Origin of the sequence: Pseudoclavibacter endophyticus (assembly GCF_008831085.1) — a bacterium.
In the GTDB taxonomy this organism is placed as follows: Bacteria; Actinomycetota; Actinomycetes; order Actinomycetales; family Microbacteriaceae; genus Pseudoclavibacter; species Pseudoclavibacter endophyticus.
In genome coordinates, this window is sequence record NZ_WBJY01000001.1 from 2,112,459 (window position 1) to 2,128,954 (window position 16,496).

At 65.3% G+C, this 16,496-nt stretch carries 17 protein-coding genes, 1 tRNA gene and 1 pseudogene; 11 read left to right on the forward strand and 8 right to left on the reverse strand.

All coding sequences use genetic code 11. The features are described 5' to 3' along the window. Positions 1 to 77 precede the first annotated feature (77 nt). On the forward strand, positions 78 to 674 hold the full coding sequence (locus F8O04_RS09500) for a hypothetical protein (RefSeq protein WP_158028975.1): 597 nt from the start codon (positions 78 to 80) through the stop codon (positions 672 to 674). A gap of 193 nt (positions 675 to 867) precedes the next feature. On the opposite strand, the pseudogene F8O04_RS15285 reads toward F8O04_RS09500, so the two are convergent. The 4 genes and pseudogenes from F8O04_RS15285 to F8O04_RS09520 form a co-directional block, all read right to left on the reverse strand. Next, positions 868 to 962: pseudogene (locus F8O04_RS15285) on the reverse strand (flavodoxin family protein); the annotation flags it as partial. A 135-nt stretch (positions 963 to 1,097) separates the two neighbouring features. Then, the gene (locus tag F8O04_RS09510; protein WP_225734948.1) at positions 1,098 to 1,550 is read right to left on the reverse strand and encodes a DUF4260 family protein; all 453 of its coding nucleotides are present in this window, start codon (positions 1,548 to 1,550) and stop codon (positions 1,098 to 1,100) included. A 151-nt stretch (positions 1,551 to 1,701) separates the two neighbouring features. Continuing rightward, a complete protein-coding gene (locus F8O04_RS09515; protein WP_158028977.1) occupies positions 1,702 to 3,252 on the reverse strand; it encodes an MFS transporter in 1,551 nt (516 codons plus the stop codon). Positions 3,253 to 3,705: 453 nt separating this feature from the next. Then, positions 3,706 to 4,284, reverse strand: a complete 579-nt coding sequence (locus F8O04_RS09520) for a TetR/AcrR family transcriptional regulator (RefSeq protein ID WP_158028978.1) — start codon at positions 4,282 to 4,284, stop codon at positions 3,706 to 3,708. Between the two features lie 112 nt (positions 4,285 to 4,396). Between F8O04_RS09520 and F8O04_RS09525 the strand changes: the two genes are divergently transcribed. Further along, on the forward strand, positions 4,397 to 5,170 hold the full coding sequence (locus F8O04_RS09525) for an SDR family NAD(P)-dependent oxidoreductase (RefSeq protein WP_158028979.1): 774 nt from the start codon (positions 4,397 to 4,399) through the stop codon (positions 5,168 to 5,170). Positions 5,171 to 5,570: 400 nt separating this feature from the next. Here the strand turns inward: F8O04_RS09525 and soxR are convergent, their stop codons facing one another. Then, on the reverse strand, positions 5,571 to 6,020 hold the full coding sequence (soxR, locus tag F8O04_RS09530; RefSeq protein WP_158028980.1) for a redox-sensitive transcriptional activator SoxR: 450 nt from the start codon (positions 6,018 to 6,020) through the stop codon (positions 5,571 to 5,573). Between the two features lie 74 nt (positions 6,021 to 6,094). Here soxR and F8O04_RS09535 point away from each other — a divergent pair, with 74 nt between their 5' ends. From F8O04_RS09535 to F8O04_RS09545, 3 genes are read left to right on the forward strand one after another with little or no spacing between them, the layout of a single operon-like run. Beyond that, entirely contained in the window at positions 6,095 to 6,748 is a 654-nt protein-coding gene (locus F8O04_RS09535) for a DsbA family oxidoreductase (protein WP_158028981.1), read from the forward strand. Beyond that, positions 6,745 to 7,680 carry an NADP-dependent oxidoreductase gene (locus F8O04_RS09540; RefSeq protein WP_225734949.1) on the forward strand — a complete coding sequence of 312 codons (936 nt, stop codon included), beginning with the start codon at positions 6,745 to 6,747 and terminating at the stop codon, positions 7,678 to 7,680. The genes F8O04_RS09535 and F8O04_RS09540 overlap by 4 nt, the downstream gene beginning before the upstream one ends. Further along, positions 7,670 to 9,064 carry an MFS transporter gene (locus F8O04_RS09545; RefSeq protein ID WP_158028982.1) on the forward strand — a complete coding sequence of 465 codons (1,395 nt, stop codon included), beginning with the start codon at positions 7,670 to 7,672 and terminating at the stop codon, positions 9,062 to 9,064. Before F8O04_RS09540 ends, F8O04_RS09545 begins: the two co-directional genes overlap by 11 nt. Positions 9,065 to 9,270: 206 nt before the next feature. Here the strand turns inward: F8O04_RS09545 and F8O04_RS09550 are convergent. Then, positions 9,271 to 9,341 (reverse strand) — tRNA-Pro (locus F8O04_RS09550). Positions 9,342 to 9,566: 225 nt separating this feature from the next. On the opposite strand from F8O04_RS09550, the gene F8O04_RS14830 reads away from it, so the two are divergent. Further along, entirely contained in the window at positions 9,567 to 9,881 is a 315-nt protein-coding gene (locus tag F8O04_RS14830; RefSeq protein ID WP_188726183.1) for a hypothetical protein, read from the forward strand. 32 nt (positions 9,882 to 9,913) lie between these two features. Here the strand turns inward: F8O04_RS14830 and F8O04_RS09560 are convergent, their stop codons facing one another. Further along, positions 9,914 to 10,633: a GOLPH3/VPS74 family protein gene (locus tag F8O04_RS09560; RefSeq protein ID WP_225734950.1), complete on the reverse strand. Its 720-nt coding sequence runs from the start codon at positions 10,631 to 10,633 to the stop codon at positions 9,914 to 9,916. Further along, positions 10,633 to 11,406 (reverse strand): helix-turn-helix domain-containing protein, encoded by a 774-nt coding sequence (locus F8O04_RS09565; RefSeq protein WP_158028983.1) that lies wholly within the window; start codon positions 11,404 to 11,406, stop codon positions 10,633 to 10,635. Before F8O04_RS09565 ends, F8O04_RS09560 begins: the two co-directional genes overlap by 1 nt. Positions 11,407 to 11,602: 196 nt before the next feature. Between F8O04_RS09565 and F8O04_RS09570 the strand changes: the two genes are divergently transcribed. From F8O04_RS09570 to F8O04_RS09590, 5 genes are all read left to right on the forward strand, one after another. Further along, complete coding sequence (locus tag F8O04_RS09570) at positions 11,603 to 12,238, forward strand: small multidrug efflux protein (protein WP_158028984.1); 636 nt, start codon at positions 11,603 to 11,605, stop codon at positions 12,236 to 12,238. 27 nt (positions 12,239 to 12,265) lie between these two features. Continuing rightward, positions 12,266 to 13,027, forward strand: a complete 762-nt coding sequence (locus F8O04_RS09575) for a LacI family DNA-binding transcriptional regulator (RefSeq protein ID WP_225734951.1) — start codon at positions 12,266 to 12,268, stop codon at positions 13,025 to 13,027. A 92-nt stretch (positions 13,028 to 13,119) separates the two neighbouring features. Beyond that, a complete protein-coding gene (locus F8O04_RS09580) occupies positions 13,120 to 14,124 on the forward strand; it encodes a hypothetical protein (protein WP_158028985.1) in 1,005 nt (334 codons plus the stop codon). Between the two features lie 430 nt (positions 14,125 to 14,554). Continuing rightward, entirely contained in the window at positions 14,555 to 15,415 is an 861-nt protein-coding gene (locus tag F8O04_RS09585; protein ID WP_158028986.1) for a hypothetical protein, read from the forward strand. Then, positions 15,412 to 16,269, forward strand: coding sequence for a hypothetical protein (locus tag F8O04_RS09590; RefSeq protein WP_158028987.1), 858 nt, complete (start codon positions 15,412 to 15,414; stop codon positions 16,267 to 16,269). Before F8O04_RS09585 ends, F8O04_RS09590 begins: the two co-directional genes overlap by 4 nt. Positions 16,270 to 16,496: the final 227 nt, after the last annotated feature.

The following is a 16,496-nucleotide window of genomic DNA, read 5'->3' on the forward strand; positions in this document are numbered from 1 at the left end:
TACTTGCGCCCAACGGTCGGGTTCCCACCGGCCCGGGGGGATGCCAAGCGGGCTTCAAGGAAAGACGAGTGTGCGCCATGAGAGAGGTCCACCAGGAATTCTTGCTGGGCTTAGCCGGAGTGTCCGCCACCCTCCTTGGAACATTCATTGTCGGGGTATTTTTCTACATCGACTCCGACATGCATCGACGGGTGGCCAGTTCGGCAGCAATAGACACCTATCTTCGGTCTGCCACCCGGTGGGTCTTCGCCGCCTACTCGATCCCCCTGTTGGTGACACTGGTGCTAGCGTCGATGGAGCCGCTGCTGGGGGCGATGACATTCGCTGTTCTTGGCGGCATCCTGACACTGATGACCATCGACACGGGCCGCCGCCTGCTGGTCAAAGGCGGATCAGGTATGTCACGCGCACTCGTCGTCAATGAGTGGCTGACAAGCGCAGCGGTGCTCGCCGCCATCATCCTGCCTTGGGCGCTGGGCGGCTGGATACCGGAAGCCGCCGCGTTCGTCCCGTCCCTGCTCCTCATCCTCGCATCCGGATTCGTAAGTACGGCCGCACTGGTCATGACTCAGTTCGACTCAACCAAGGGCCTCAACATGGCAACGACGACGTCCGCAGTCCGCGCCGGCGGATCGAGCCCTGCGGCGCCCGAAGGAACGGAGACCAGGAAGTGAATACGGACGATAAGCAGCGTTTGAACGTTTTGTCTCGACGTCACCGCCGAAACTCTTCGTGGCGTTCAGTTCGGATCCGCTCCACTGACCGGGTGTCTTCTTCTTCGACCTTGCGTGCCTTTGCGGGGACGCGGTCGATGCTGTGGGCGAAGTCCCTCAGCCGTCCGTCGGCGAGGGCCCCGGCGATCTGGTGGGTGTTGCGATTGGTGAAGTCGTTCTCCGGTCCGCCCGAGCCGGGGTCGAGATAGGCCGGTCCGGGCCCGGCCCCCCGATCCACCCGGCGTCAGCTCACGCATGATGCGGCTGCTGAGTCGGACGAGGCCGTCGGTGTTGCTCGGCTCGGGCGAGCGCTTCAAGGTACCGTTGATGAATAGCGCCCTGATCCCATCGAACCTTGGCGTCGTCGAGCCGCCAGTCACACTCCTATCGATGTCCGCGGCTCCGATCTACGGAGAGACGTCGTCTTTGTCCACCCGAGCTGTGGCGGTGATCTCTCCCATGAACTCGGCCAATTACTCCGAGGTGGGTGTGCGTGAACCCGCCCGGCAACTTCAGCCCGTAGCCGAGAGCACGATCGACACCGACGTGAAATGCCCACGCGCAGGCGAGGACGCCCAGGGTCGTCGACGCGATCGGTGACCAGCTCTGGGCCACGAGCGCGAATACGCTCACCACAGCGGGTAGTGCGAAATTGTGCACCAGGTTGTAGGTCAGCGCTCCTGCCCTGGCGGAACGGATGTATCCCACCATGGAAAGGTCGAACACGAGGAATGCGGCGAGGATCATCCACCACCATGCGGGGTACAGCGTCACGACCGCGACGACCGCGAGAACAGCTACTGCCCCCGCCTCGACTCGTTGAATAGTGTCGGTCATGCTCATCATTGAAGACCATGTTGTCGGAACGGGGTCAACTCCTGAGGGGAGTTTCCACCACCGAACCCGAAGCGGCCCTGAAGACGTGGGTGTTGTTTTCGAGGGGTTCCTGGTCACCAAGCACGAAGGTGAATACCGCGCGTTCGTGTCGTCAGTGGTCGTCCGCGTGCTCTGCAGCGAGGTCGGCGTGCGCCGCTGCGCCGCGGAGGGTGACCAAAGCCCAGATAGCAGTCACGACCATGACCCCGGCTCCGGCGATGCCGGTCACTGTTATCGCATCGGTGAACGCGGTCTGGGCGATGTCAAGGATCGCAGCTCCCGATTCGCCCCCGATCTCGGCGGCCACCAACAGCGCCTCAGCCATCGTCGATGACACCCGCTCGGCAAGGCCCGCTTCCAGGTCGAACGCGTCGGTTCCGGCGCTCACGGTGCGCGTGTACCAGGCGACGAGAACCCCTCCCAGTACCGCCGTGCCCAGCGTCGTGCCGATCTCGTACGCGGTCTCTGACGTGGCGGCGGCCTGCCCAGCGCGCTCGGGCGGGACGGAGCTCATGATGATGTCGTTGCTCAGCGCCAGGCCGATTCCCGCCCCTAGGGAAACCAGCGCGAGCGCTGCCGCGATCAGGACGGGGCTCGACGTCGGCGTGAGGAAGATGGTCAGCCCGAAGCCGACGGCCGAGATCAGCAGGCCGGCGCTGATGACGTACGCCGGAAGAATTCGCTTGACGAGCACCGCGGCGAGGAAGGCGGCCGTTGCGGCGAAGAACGCCTGCGGGATCAGCCAAATCGACGCTTGCAGCGGGTTGAGGCCTAGCACGAGTTGAAGGTGCTGGATGAGGGCGACCAGCGCACCCACCATCGCGAAGATCGACAGGAGATCCGCGACCACGGCACCGCGGAAGTAGCGCACCTTGAACATCCGGACGTCCATCAGCGGAGTGGGGAGCCTCAGTTGACGGCGTACGAACAGCACGACGCCGACAACGCCGACGACGAGCGCGGCGAGTCCGAGGACGATGTCCTTGCCGCCGGTCAGGGTCTTGATCGCGAGGACCACGCCGATCATTCCGACGAAGGAGAGCACGACGCTGAGAACGTCGATGCGGTGCAGCGCGGGGTTGCGGCTCTCGGGCAGCAGGAGCGGGCCGACGATGAGCAAGAGGAGCATGACAGGGATATTCATCAGAAACGCTGCCTGCCAACTAAACGTCTCGATGACCCAGCCTCCGAGGATCGGGCCCACGGCCGCACCCACCGATGCCATTGCGGCCCACAGAGCCATCGCATATCTGCGCTGCTGTCGATCGAGGAACATGTTGCGCACCAGCGACAGCGTCGACGGCATCATGATCGCGCCACCGACACCGAGCAATGCACGGGCGGCGATCAGCATCCAGGGCTCAGTCGCCAGCGCCCCGGCGACGGAGGCGATCGAGAAGGCGACCGCGCCGATGAGCAGGTTCCGTCGTCGACCAAACCGATCACCGACCGTGCTCATCGCCACGAGCAGACCAGCGAGGACGAGCGAGTATATGTCGATCATCCACAGTTGCTCGACGCCGGTCGGCCTCAGCTCTGCAGAGATCGCGGGCAGTCCCAGGATCAGGACCGTGCCGTCAATGGTGATGAGGAGAAGTGGCAGCACCAACACTGCGAGGCCGGCCCAGCTCTTGGTCGTGGCTTTGGGGATTGTGCCGGTCATGGTCGTCCTCTCATCCGCGCGGTCAGTACGTCGTACTCGCGAGAACTCTCTAACAGGCCATACGGTCTGTTAGGACGACCGTTCGGCCTGCACAACAAGGTGCTCGCCACACCCCGGATGATCGTCGCCCGCTTTCGGACATCAGAAACCGTGTGCCCGCCACGCTGTCAACCCTGACGGACCGCTTCGCAAGTGGTCACTCGCGTGCCATACAGCGACGTCAGTTCTCACCGCGGCTCTAGGAGGATGACAAGCACCCCCGACCGCCCGAACGACCATCACTCGGGGGGCGCGTCGCCGGCCATCGTGATCACGTCGGCGGACGCGGCTTCAACGACGTTAAGAAGCGCGGCGCCCGCGTCACCCCCTCTCGACGGCGACCAGCAGCGCCTCCGCGATCGTCAGCGCCAGGTGCGGCGCCCGCTGTGCTCTGACCTCGCGGGAGAAGGGAAGCTAGATGGGTGTGCGGAATGTGCCGTGAGACGAGAGGTCGAGCAGCAGACCGCGCGCCGTCGCGATACTCGCCTCATCCTCGCTCCCCTGCATGGCAGCGGCTGCGACGCCTTCAGCGGCCCGGCGAACGATCTGGATCCGCTCCGCGCTGAGCCCGTCAGCACCGAACTGCTCTCCCCACCACGCGTTGTACTCCGCGATGACCGGGGCCACCCCTGGGATTGCAGACACGCCGTTCCAGTTCGCCGCCGACGTCAAGTCGCGCGCGGCCACGGCCTCGGTGCTTCCCGCGCACAGTGCTCGAACATAGGCGCGGAGCATTTTTCCCGGGTGGTTCTCCGATAGGTCCAGCTGAGCGAGGACCGCCTCGCGGAACTGCGCGTGCATGTCATCCACGACGGCGACAACCAGTTGATCCCGGTTCACGAAGTGGTGGATGAGTCCGCTCTTGGACACCCCGGCGACCGAGGCAACCTCGGCGAGGGTTGCAGTTCGATGCGCGCAGCACCCGTCAGCGCCAGGTAACCCCGCCACGACCAGGCTGACAGGGACTGCGCGAGAGACACAGGCCGCGACCATGGAATCGCCTGGAACGGCGGCTTGACCATGTGGCTACCACACGGCGTTCACTCGACATGTTGATTTCCTGCGGGCGTCACGGCGGTCGTACAACCACGAGGAGAGTTCCACCATGACCACGCGAAGACAGCGAGTCGCGATCATCACCGGCGCGGGAAGCACTCACGGAATCGGGCTCGCGACAGCCCGTCTTCTTGGCGCCGCAGGAAATCATGTGGTGATCACATCGACAACGGATCGCATTCTCGAGCGGGTCGCAGAACTACGCGACGCCGGCATCCGCGCAGAAGGGGTGGTCGCCGACCTCACCGATCAGGCCGGCGTGGATGCGGTCGTCAAGTGCGCGTCGGATTCGTTGGGCGGCGTGGACATCCTTGTCAACAACGCCGGGATGACGGCCGTGTCCGACTCGTATGCGTCGGGTGCGATCGGCGGAACATTTCTCGAGCACTGGCATGCCTCGCTCGATCGCAACCTGACAACGTCGTTCCTGATGACCCGCGCGGTGACGGGCCTCATGCAGGCCGCCAGCTACGGCCGCATCGTCAACGTGTCATCGGTGTCAGGGCCCGTCGCCGCATACGGCGGCGACGTCGCCTACCACGCGGCGAAGGCCGGCGTCGTCGGACTGACGCGCGCGGCGGCGATCGATACCGCCGCAGCCGGCATCACAGTCAACACTGTCGCTCCGGGGTGGATCGACACGGCATCCGCGTCGGATCGCGAACGGCGAATGGGCGCGGCCACACCGGTGGGCCGATCCGGCACCCCAGACGAAGTCGCGTACGTTATCGCCTTCCTCGCGGGCGAAGGCGCGTCGTACATCACGGGTCAGGTCATCACGATAGACGGCGCCAACTCGATCAGCGAGGAGCGCGGTCGATGAAACCCCAGGCGAAGACACGTCGCATGAGCGAACGGAATAGGGGCTGCTCCGCCATGTCGCGCGGCAGAGCATTCAACGGGCCCGGATGATGACGCACCGGGGCGAGATCCAAGCCCGTCCTGCTCACCAACTGACCGAAGACGTGCTCAGGGGCCCCGCCGACCCACAGAAAGCACAAGATTCAGGCATGCATTCAGTCTCCAGCACGGGTGCCGCTCCTCGACCTGCAAGAGGCGTGACAGCTCCGTCGGCGGATGGTGCCACGAAGGCCGATTATGGGTCAGTTCCGCGCGTTCCTAGCCGCGCTTCAAATCGGTGGCAGTGGTTGCTGCATGACTCTTGTCCCCACATGCTGCGAGAGTGGCGAACTGGTGACGGCCGCTTCGCACCCGGCAGGCGCCTACGGGAACCGGAGCGCGCCTTGACCGTCAGCGCCGAGTATGTCGTCAGGGTTGGAGTACGGACAGGACTTGAGGGAGAGACACCCGCAACCGATGCAGTTCGAGAAGTTGTCGCGGAGGGCCGTGAGGTACGCGATGCGATCGTTGAGGTCGTCGCGCCATTCTCGCGAGATGCGCGCCCAGTCCTTCTTCGTTGGAAGACCCTGTTCAGGAAGCTGATCGAGGGCATCCTTGATGCGATCGAGGCTGACGCCCACCCTTTGCGAGGCTCGGATGAAGGCCAGGACCCTCAGCGTGTCCCGACGGTACTCGCGACGGTTGCCCGCCGTCCGCCTGCTGCGAATGAGATCCATCGATTCGTAGTAGTGCAGCGTCGACACCGCGACACCAGCTCGCTCGGCGATCTCTCCGGGTTTGAGCCAGACGACGCCTTCATGCACTTGGGGCATACGCGCACTCTCCTCGTAGGCAAGCTTGACATCAAGTCGACTTGACGTAGTTCACTCTAGCTCAAGGGAACTCGATGAAGGAGCTTGCAGTGATCGATGTGGATGTTTGGGCGGACGTGCGCTGCCCGTGGTGTTGGATCGGCTTGCGCCGACTGCCACGAACGACCACTGAGCTTGGCGAGCCAGTTCGGCTGAGGAGGCGGAGCTTCCTCCTCGAACCTCGGGGACCCGTGAGTCCAGGCCAGCCAACTGCTGCGGTCGCGACGAGCGAGTGGGGTATGACGATCGCGCAGTGGGAATCCAAGAGCCAACGCATACGGGCTGAGGGCCGGGGAGAGGGGCTGGATATAAACGTCGACGGCGCCCTGATGTTCGACTCAAGCCCCTTGCACAGACTTCTGAAGCTCGTCGCCGCCGCGAAACCGTCCCGTGCCGGAGCGGCCTGGGATGCAGCCTTCGTTGCACATTTCGGTCGTACCGAGAACCTGGGTGATTGGGATGTTCTGAGATCGATGGCTGCGGTTTGGGGCCTCGATCCTGCCGGGGTGGAGCGCGCACTAGTGGGAGAGAGCTTCGCGGAGGACGTTGCTCGCGACCTCGCGGACGCGCAACGCCTGCAAGTCAACTCAGTGCCAACGATCGTCGCCCGAGACGGGAGTCAAATCTCGGGGACCGCTTCGGCCGGGGAACTGGTGCGTTTCCTAACAGGCGCGGGATCGATTCGATGAGCGAGCAGATGTGGGCCGCGGTGATCGATAGCTTCGGCTCGCCGGACGCTCTCCGGGTGCGTCAGATCGACAGACCAGCCACTTTCCCTGGCGGCGTCCTGGTTCGGGTTATCGCCGCCGGTGTGCAATTGACCGACGCGGCCATCCGGGCGGGGTGGACACCACCGGGAGCAGAGATCACGTTCCCGCAAGTTCTCGGCAACGAGTTCTCCGGCGTCGTCGAGCAGGTCGGCCCTGAGGTTCATGGCTTCCGAACTGGGGATGAAGTCGCTGGGTTCAACGTGCTCAATTGCTACGCCGAGTACGTGGTGGTGCCGGAGTCGCACCTCGTACCCAAACCAGCGGGTGTTCCATGGTTGGCTGCTGGAGCTCTGTCAGCATCAGGGCAGACCGCGCACACGGCGTTCGAGGATCTCGCCGTCGAAGCCGGTGATGTTGTGCTCGTCTGCGGCGCGGCAGGCGGCGTGGGAACGATGTTCACTCAGCTCGCAATCCGTTCGGGTGCGACTGTCATCGGAACCGCAAGCGAAGCCAATCACGACTACTTGCGATCCTTGGGCGCCGTCCCGGTTGCGTACGGAGAAGGGCAGACCGAGCGAATCCGCGCTCTCAGTTCCCAGATTGATGTTGTGTTTGACGCTGCTGGCCATAAGAACCTACGAACGGCCATCGATCTCGTCGATGATCGCACCCGGATAGCAACGATCGTGGACATGGCACTCGCAGCCGATCTCGGATGCGGCATCATCCGTAGCCGTCGTTCTGCTGATCGCCTGGCCGAACTCATCGAGCTGGTTAGACGCGGCGAACTGCAGGTACATATCCGCCGCAGCTACCAACTTCGCGACGTCGCAGACGCACATCGAGACGTCGAGTCTGGGCACGGGCGCGGCAAGATCGTCCTAGACATCGGTGGTCGACATGAAAACTGATCCACGCCGCACCCGCGAACAGCTCTGGACACGGCAGACGGCACCGTTCATCGCGGGCACTCTCACGCTGATGACGTTCATCGCATTCGAGTCGTTCGCGGTCACAACCATCCTCCCGGTGGTAACCGCCGACCTCGGAGGCACCGCCTGGTACTCCTTCGCCTATGCCGCGACCATCACCACCGCCCTGATCGGCATGGTCATTGGCGGCAACTGGGCCGACCAATCGGGCCCACGAACACCACTCATGATTGGCGGAACACTCTTTCTGCTCGGTCTAGCACTGACAGTGGTGGCGCCAGACATCGGTACTTTCATCCTCGGTCGGCTCCTGCAAGGCGTCGGCGGCGGGATCGATTCCGTGTGCCTCTATGTCCTGATCGCCCGACATGTCCCAGAAGGTCCCCGCCCACGCATGTTCGGGTTGTTGACAACGGCATGGCTCGTACCTTCATTGGCAGGGCCCTTGATCGCCGGCTTCCTAACTGACCTCACAACTTGGCGAACCGTTCTCGGCATCGTCCTCGTGGGAAGCGCTGCCGCACTACTCTGCCTTCTACGCGTCACCCAAACGCCCTCCGCCCAGGATGAGTTTGGCCCGCGGCACCCATCCCCGGGCGATCGTTCGTGGTCGAAGATTGTCGGGCGTAGCGGCTCCCTCGCCCTCCTCGCTGCCGTCCTTCTCGTCGTTCTGCACCTCGCTGGGCAACTCAATACGTTCGTCTCGGTCGTGGTCGTCGCGGTGGCTTCGCTGGCGCTCATCATCACCGCGCGCGGCATCCTCCCCGCAGGCACGCTCCTGTTGCGAGGCGCTCCGCAGCGGCTGATCGCACTGCGAGCCATTCTCGGCGCAACGGTCACCACCACTGATCTGTACCTGACGCTCTACTTGCAAACGGAGCGCGGATATCCGCCTACGACCGCAGGACTAGTGATAGCTCTCGGGGCCGCTGGATGGGCACTCGGAGCGTGGCTACAAGGACGGTTTTCGAGCACGCAGAGAACACACGGGCGGCTCGTCTTGCTCGCCACCGTCCTCGTCGCCTTCGGACCTGCAACGGCGCTTGCGTACACCAGTTCAAACTTGCCGCTGGGAGTCGTGGTAGCCGCCTGCATCGCAATGGGAACCGGGATGGGGACTGCCTATCCCCGTTTGTCCAGCGCCACACTCGCCCTCGTAAGCGCAGAGAGACAGGGGGCCTATAGTTCCGCTCTGCAAGCGGGCGAAAGTATGAGTATCGGCGTACTCACGGCACTCATCGCCGCTCTGCTCGCCACAGGCGTCACCTTTACGACCCTCTACGGCGTGCTCCTCGGGCTCGCCTTGGTCGCCATCCTGGTCGCGGCGACGGGGTCCACCAAACGCCACGCGGAGACCTCGTGAGGTCACATGCGGGCGGCGACGGGCATTTCCGCTCCCGGGACACTCACGTCACTACCCGGGATGCTCGGGCAACGAGCCCGAACCGGATTGGTCCACGTAGTCAGCGCGAGGCTCGAGGAGATGGAACAAACAGGCCATCCAGTGATCACTTCCAGAAAAGGCGAAGCCCTGATGACACTTGCCGTCTCACCAGGGCTTTTCCGTCGAGATGACAGGATTTGAACCTGCGACCCCTTGACCCCCAGTCAAGTGCGCTACCAAGCTGCGCCGCATCTATCTCTCGCCGCTGTTCGATGCGATCCGCGGCATCCAGACCACCCTGCGGCTGCGCGGCGAGGTCACCAGCGGCCGCGCCGAAGCGGTCCTCTCCCGCCCTGTCGCCCGCGCCCGCTGGCTGCTCGCCTACGCGTTCACCGGAGCGCTGGCGGCCCTCGCCTTACTGATCGAGTTCGGGCTCGGCATCGGCGTCGCGCAACTCGGCACCGACCCCGGCGCGTTCGGGATGCTGGCTGCCGCCGGTGCCCTGCGAGCGCCCGCCGCGTGGGTGTTCATCGCGCTCACCACGCTGCTGCTCGCCACCGTCCCGCGCGCGGCCGCGGCCATCGCCTTCATCGTGGTCGGAGCGTTCCAGGCGCTCGAGTTCACCGCCTCGTTCCGCCTCGTTCCGCCCGAGGCGCTCTACGCCTCACCCTTCGCCCTCGTGCCCCAGCTCCCGGACGGCGACCTGCACGTCTGGCTGCCCATGCTGCTCATCCTCGTCGCCGCCGGCCTCACGGCCGTCGCGGCGCGAAGCATCCACCACCAGGACATCCACTGAGGCACGGACGCCGCCCGGGAGTGATCGGCGCCTCAGCTCCGGGGCTGGACGAAGCCCGCGATGAGCGCGTTGGTGATGACCGCGGTCATCGTGCGGGTGACTGCCTCGGACGCGGCCGCCGCGCCCCAGTCGCCGCGCTCGATCGCTTTGGCGCGCGTGTAGACGTCGCCGCTCCACGGGATCTCGCCGTCGAACTGCGGCAGCGTGCCGCTCGCGGATAGGAGGGCGATGCTCACGGCGGTGCGGGCGTCCGGCGTCTCGCCGTCGGTGAGGACGGAGCGCACGCGCTCGATCAACACGGCGCGCCGATCACTTCCCAGGGCGAGCTTCGTCGACGGAAAGATGCCGAGCGTCTTGCCCTTTTCTCTCGTGAGATCGCCGCGCTCAACGAGGCGATCGAGTACCGGCGCACGGAGGTTCGGGCCGATCGCGGCGAGCACCGTCTGCACAGCGCGCGGCTTCTGCTCGATGTACTCGAGGCCAGGCAGGAGCACCGGGTCGGGGGCAGTGGCAGCGTTGAGCGTATGGATGCGAGGCGTGGGCGCGTCCGCCTCGCGCAGCTCGATCCGCTCCTGGCGCGTCAGGTCGCCCAGCGTTGCACCGGCCAGCACGTAGAAAAGGATGTTCTCGCCGGCAATGGAGCCCGTGGCGGGTTGGAAGAGCAGGAGCATCACGTCCTCGACGAGGAGGGGCTCATCGAAAGCGGGGACGGTGGCGTCGTTCATCGAGCGGGGGTCGAGTTGGTCCGTCATCAGTTCTCCTGTTGGTGGTGTGCTTCATCTGCGGTGGTGGCGGTGCTCGACGCGGTCGCCAGCTCGCGGGCGAGCGCGCTCGCCCGGCCGAGGACATCGAGTTGAGCCTCGTTGAACAGTTCGGTGACGGTCTCGAGGAACGTCTGGGCCGTCACGCGCGGTCCCTTCGACAGGTGCTCGGTCGGATCGCTGAGCCAGGGGTAGGCGGTGATGTGCTGCGAGATCGCCGGCGCGAGCATCTCCGCGATCCTCTGCCGGGCCTCATCGTCGGCATCCGCGGTGAGCGCCTCGAATTCTGCGTTGCCGTCGTCGGACTCGGTCTCGACCATCGTCCGGAGATCCGCCATCGCCTCCGGGTCGTAGAGTTGCTCGTAGACGAGCATGAGCGACCGTTCGGGAGTCGACAGTCGACGTGCGACGTCTTCGAAACCGGCGGGCAGGTCGGTTGTCGTCGTTCCGTCGACGATGGCGCGGATCTCCGCCCGCGCGCGCTGCAACCGCTCGATGCTCGCGGCGAGATCGGCGTCGATCGCGAGCAGCGCTTCGTTGGGGGTGTCTCCCCCGGGCCCGACGGACTCGATCTGGGCGAGCGGGACGCCGAGGTCGCGGAGCCGCCGGATTTGCAGGAGCCGGACGAGATGCCGGGCGCCGTACTGCTTGTAGCCGTTCGACATCCGTTCGGGCTCCTCGAGCACGCCGGAGCGGTGGTAGTGGCGCACCGTGTTCACGGTCGTCCCCGCGAGCTCGGCAAGTTCGCTCGTGCTCCAGGGCATCGTCGATTCCTTCCGTTCATCCCATGGCCGGGGTCTCGGTCGTGGGGTTCGGGATCATTCAAGACTGTGTTCTCGGTACAGGGTCAATACCGTCAGCAGATCTCGGGATGCGCTTGACCCTGTTCTGAGAACTCAGTCTGTACTGCTCCTTGGACGCGCTGGCTTGTGTTCAGCGCATGAAGACAAGGAGATATCCATGGTGAACAACCCGTACGAGTGGCTTCAAAGCACCATCGCTCAATTGCCCGAGTTCCTGCAGCCGCTGCTCGTCATGGTCGCGGGCGCGATCCCGTACATCGAGGGCGAGGGCGCAGCGGGCCTCGGGATCCTCGCGGGCATCAACCCGATCGTCGCCGCCATGTCGGGAGCGGCGGGAAACATCCTGTGCGTTATCGCAGTGGTCCTCTTCGGTTCGCGAGTCCGAGAGGGCATCGTGCTGCGGAAAGCTGGACGGGCCGATGCGAAGCGTCTCGAGCCCCAGCTCGTCGGCGCACCGGACTCGGTGGCGGACACCAGCGGAGCTGCGTCGGGCGATACTGACGACGAGACGGAATCTTACCGAGCTACGCCGGGCGATTCCGAGTCGGAAGCGAAGCCCTCACGGAAGGCGAAGGGACGGGCCAAGCTTCGTCGCTGGCTGGTGCGCTTCGGCGTTCCGGGAGCGAGCCTCTTGGCCCCGCTCGCCCTCCCCACGATGCTGACCGCGGCGTTCTTCGTCGCGTCCGGCGTGCCAAAGCAGTGGGTCATCCTGTGGCAGATCATCGCGATCATCGTGTGGACGGGCCTTGTCGCCGCCGCGGCGACCGGCGCGCTCGCCCTCCTGGGATGGTGACGTGATCGTGCCAGATGCGGCCAGCCCGTGTACGCGACGCTCCTGAAGGGCATCCACGGCCAGTCCTGGCATGGCCGGCACCGGCCCGTGCTCTTCGACACCGACGAAGACCTTCACCGGGAACGCGAGCAGATCGAGCGGGCGCGGGCACTCAATGGAATCCTGCTGTGCTCCCCGCGCCTCCCGGAAGACGACGTGCGCGCCCTCGTCGGCGATACGCCCGCCGTAGTGGTGAACCGCGTGATCGATGGGTTGCCCAGCGTCGTCATGGACAACGAAAACGGCCCGCGGCAGGCCGTCGAGCATCTCGACGCGCTCGGCCATCGGCACATCGCGTACGCATCCGGGCCGGTGAACTCCTGGGCCGACGCCGGTCGCCGCACGTCGATCTCCGCCGTCGCCGATGCGCTCGGCATCCGCGTGAGCGTCCTGGGCCATCAGTCCGCGACGATCCAGGGCGGACACGCCGCTGCCGCCACCGTCGTCGCCAGCGGAGCGACCGCCGTGATCGCGTACAACGACCTCGTCGCGCTCGGCATCAGTGCCGGCATCGCCGGCCTCGGCCGCAGCTGTCCCGACGATCTCAGCATCATCGGGGTCGACGACATCGACATGGCATCCGTCTGGCAGCCGGGCCTCACCACCGTGAGGGTCGACATCCCGCGGTGCGGGTCGCTCGGCGTGGAGGTGCTGCTCCAGGCGATGGCGGGCGACACGCCTCGGGCTGTCGCAACCCTTCCGTCGCAGCTCATCGTGCGCGGGTCGACGGCTCCCCCGCGCACACGCTGACGGTTGTGGCGGACTGCTGGCGGAGTGATTGTGCTGGGCTGAGTTGAGCCGGACACGGTGCTCGCGCGTGGCAGCCACGCAAACTAGTGTTCGTGCTCACCGTTTACCTAGATCAGAACAAGTGGATTGACCTCGCGCGCGCTGCGACAGGTCATCCACAAGGTGCACGCTTCGTCGAGACGTTGGCCGTTCTGAGGGCAGCTGCAGATGACGGACGCGCACGCTTCCCGCTCAGCCTGGCTCACTACTACGAGACGGGAAAGCAGGGCGACCTTAGGAAACGCGAGGATCTGGCAGCCACGATGATGCGGCTCGCGGGGATGCTGAGGATAGCGCCGCCTCATGTGATCGCTCCGTGGGAAATCCGGCGGGCGCTGATTGATACCTTCGGTCTGCCCATACCCGTTGAGGAGCTCGATCTGTTCGGGAGTGGAATTGCTCACGCGGCAGCATCACCGGCTTTGAGCTACGTGGCGCCGGCTGAGTATCTCGGAGTACCGCTACCTGCACATGTGCAACAGGAGCTTCAGCGCCGAGCCGAGCCGGAGTTCGAGCGAGTCATTCTGGCCGGTGCGACCCCTGATGGGATGCCTGATGAGCTACGCATCGTGCTGCACGACATGAAGAACCTCACCGACGACCGGTTCGTGGACGGTCAGCGCAGCGTCGCGGAGGCGCTCAAGAAGCTGGGGCGAGGCCGCCTCAACGATGTCATGGTAGCGACCGCGGTCGCCGACATCATCGATCCCCTGCTTCGGATAAGCAGAGAGCTCGGCATCGCCTTCAACGACGTCCTTGACCGTATGACGCATCTCGTCGAGGCGATACCCTCCCGCTGGGTCGAGATGAAGCTCAGGCATGTGAGGCAGGCGAATCCGCAGAAGGCCTGGAGCGGCAACGATCTCAACGATGTCACCGCCCTCGCGATCGCCGTGCCCTACTGCGACATAGTCGTAACGGAGAAATCGTGGGCCTCCATGCTCACGGACGCGAAGGTCCCTGCCCGGTTCCGCCACGTCGTGACCGCGAGTCTCGATGATCTTGTCAGATATCTGGAAGCCGCGCCGCAACCGCGGGCCGAAGACGGCCAGGGCTGAGTGGAGCGATCGTCGTGGGTGCCGATCGTCGCTTCACACCCGTCGAAGGTCTCGAAGTACTACGCCCAGCCCTCGAAGCAGGTGGCGCACAGGGTGGCGTTGTCGTCGAACATTGTGATTCCTCTCGGTCGGTCAGACTGACCGAGGGCGTCCCGCCCGGGCGGCCCGCCGCCGTCTCCGGTGCTCACTTCGCGCCCCGTGGCGGAACTTCGGGGGCCGAGCCGCACTGCGACCTTGCGCCCGGCAAGGCATCACCCGGCCTGCGTCGTCGGGACTACGGCGGCCGTCGGCGACGGTAACTCTCGAATACCGTTGTCTAGGAACACGGAATTTACGCTGTGATGGTTCCCGAGCGCGCCGCAACGTGGAAATTCCAAGTCGCGAAGTCATACATCGGGACATTTACGTCCCGATGTACTACTCTTCGACCATGAGCGACAACGCAATCACCCTCACGCTGAGCGGCAAGATCTCGTATGAGGACGAGATCACGGCCCCTCAGGCAGCCCAGATCATCACGTTCCTCAACGCAGCAGAGGGATCAGAGCCAACGCTCGGGCCGGCGCCGGGGGGCGGCGCCGAGGGGGGGCGACCGTCGGCCGGCGCGCGGACCCGCCAGCAGGGAGGCCAGGCCGTTGCAAGCGCGCGGGAGGCTCTCGACCTCTCGGGCGCGAAGACGAACCCCGAGAAGATCATCGCGCTGGCGGAGTACGTCCTCCAGGACGGCGGGGAGACCTTCAAGGTCGAGGACGTGAAGGCGCAGTTCCGCCGGGCACGGGAAACCCCCCCGGGCAACTTCAGCCGGGACCTCTCCGCCGCGGTCCAGGCCGGCTGGATCGCCCAGGGCGACGGCGAGGAGTACTACGTCACCAACAAGATCCAGGGCATCTTTGACGGGGACTTCAAGTTCCCGAAGTCAGGTAACGGGACCAGGACCCGGGCTTCTAGCAAAGGGACGAAGGCGAAGACGCCCGAGGCGTTCGCCGCTGTCGACGAGTTCCCCACGAAGCTGGACGGCTTCCCGCCCTACTCCAAGATGAAGCAGAACAAGGACAGGCTGCTTTGGGCCCTGGAGATCGCCAAGGTCAACGACGTGAAGGCCCTCACCAATAAGGAGATCGACTGGCTAACGGACCACCTCGGAAACGGGGTGCCGAACAAGCAGATCACCGCGGCCTTCAACGCCGCCAAGAGATCGAACTACGCCAACCGCTCAACGCAGGACAAGAAGATCCGCATCACCCCGGACGGGGAGGCCTACCTCAAGACGGTCGGCGCGTCTGAGTCGTGAGCGCCCACGACCCGGTGGCGCTGCGCCTGCAGCGGCTCGGCCTGCAGGAGCAGGTGCTCGTGCTCGGCCACCTGGCGGCAAGCCGGGCGGAAGACCGAACCTTCTCCCCCGCCGCCGTCACTAGGCTGTTCCACGACTTCGCCCTCCCCGAGCCCGGCAAGATCGGCAACCTGTTTGGGGCGCTCGCAACCAAGAAGTACTTCGCGAAGCAGCCAGGGCGGGCCTCGTATAAGGTGACTCCCACCGGGCAGGCGAGGGTCGGGGAGCAGATGACCGGCCTGGACCTCGTCGCCCTCGTGGCTGAGTCGGCGCACCAGAACGCCCCCGTGCTCGGCCGGCTGGAGCATGCGCTGGTTCCCGTGCACATGGCGCCGCCCGGCCTGGTCCAACCCCTCCGGGGCTTTCTCGCCGATCACCCGTTCGAAACCAACGTTTTTGGAATGACGCGGTTCCCGGACGCCAAGGCTGGGACTGCCGACCCGGTGGGCCGCGCCCTGGCGGTCACGAAGGAGGTCTGCGCCGAGGCCGGACTGGAGTTCCACCTGGCTTCGGACCGCGCCCTCGTCGACGACCTTTGGGATAACGTCATCGCGCACGTGTGGGCGAGCAGGTACGGGGTGGGCTACTTCGAGGACCGGGTCGACAGGGGCCTCAACCACAACCTGCTCATCGAGGTCGGCGCCATGATCATGTCGGGGCGGCGCGTGGCGCTACTGAAGGACGGGTCGATCGAGAGGATGCCGACCGACTTCGTCGGCAAGATCTACAAGTCCGTGGACCTATCCTCCGAGGACAGCGTTGCCGACGCAGTCCGGGCGTGGATCAGGGACGACCTCTCCGTGGGGATCCTGTGATGGCAGCCGAACGCCACCCCCGGCGGCGGCCGTGGTAGTCGCTCCGAGCGCTGCCGCCGGCGCCTAGCGGCCATGCGCCAAAGGTCCGACGTGCTCACCGGTACCTCGTGGCCACCCACGCAAGCGTGAGCGGCCTCATCGACTCGTTCAACGTGGTCCACAAGGCCACGGTCTCCAAGAGGACCAACGCGCAAGGGGCGCCTGCGGCGCGACGAGGTCGACCTGCT

Bases quoted from the DNA above. Each gene is read 5' to 3' on its own strand.
- F8O04_RS09565 (WP_158028983.1), bottom strand. From the start codon at position 11,406: ATGCCCTGGAGCACGAGCGAACTTGCCGAGCTCGCGGGGACGACCGTG.
- F8O04_RS09535 (WP_158028981.1), top strand. From the start codon at position 6,095: ATGAAGGAGCTTGCAGTGATCGATGTGGATGTTTGGGCGGACGTGCGC.
- F8O04_RS09525 (WP_158028979.1), top strand. From the start codon at position 4,397: ATGACCACGCGAAGACAGCGAGTCGCGATCATCACCGGCGCGGGAAGC.
- F8O04_RS14830 (WP_188726183.1), top strand. From the start codon at position 9,567: ATGCTGGCTGCCGCCGGTGCCCTGCGAGCGCCCGCCGCGTGGGTGTTC.
- F8O04_RS09585 (WP_158028986.1), top strand. From the start codon at position 14,555: ATGAGCGACAACGCAATCACCCTCACGCTGAGCGGCAAGATCTCGTAT.
- F8O04_RS09560 (WP_225734950.1), bottom strand. From the start codon at position 10,633: ATGACGGACCAACTCGACCCCCGCTCGATGAACGACGCCACCGTCCCC.
- F8O04_RS09520 (WP_158028978.1), bottom strand. From the start codon at position 4,284: ATGGTCGCGGCCTGTGTCTCTCGCGCAGTCCCTGTCAGCCTGGTCGTG.
- soxR (WP_158028980.1), bottom strand. From the start codon at position 6,020: ATGCCCCAAGTGCATGAAGGCGTCGTCTGGCTCAAACCCGGAGAGATC.
- F8O04_RS09510 (WP_225734948.1), bottom strand. From the start codon at position 1,550: ATGACCGACACTATTCAACGAGTCGAGGCGGGGGCAGTAGCTGTTCTC.
- F8O04_RS09515 (WP_158028977.1), bottom strand. From the start codon at position 3,252: ATGACCGGCACAATCCCCAAAGCCACGACCAAGAGCTGGGCCGGCCTC.
- F8O04_RS09500 (WP_158028975.1), top strand. From the start codon at position 78: ATGAGAGAGGTCCACCAGGAATTCTTGCTGGGCTTAGCCGGAGTGTCC.
- F8O04_RS09570 (WP_158028984.1), top strand. From the start codon at position 11,603: ATGGTGAACAACCCGTACGAGTGGCTTCAAAGCACCATCGCTCAATTG.
- F8O04_RS09540 (WP_225734949.1), top strand. From the start codon at position 6,745: ATGAGCGAGCAGATGTGGGCCGCGGTGATCGATAGCTTCGGCTCGCCG.
- F8O04_RS09545 (WP_158028982.1), top strand. From the start codon at position 7,670: ATGAAAACTGATCCACGCCGCACCCGCGAACAGCTCTGGACACGGCAG.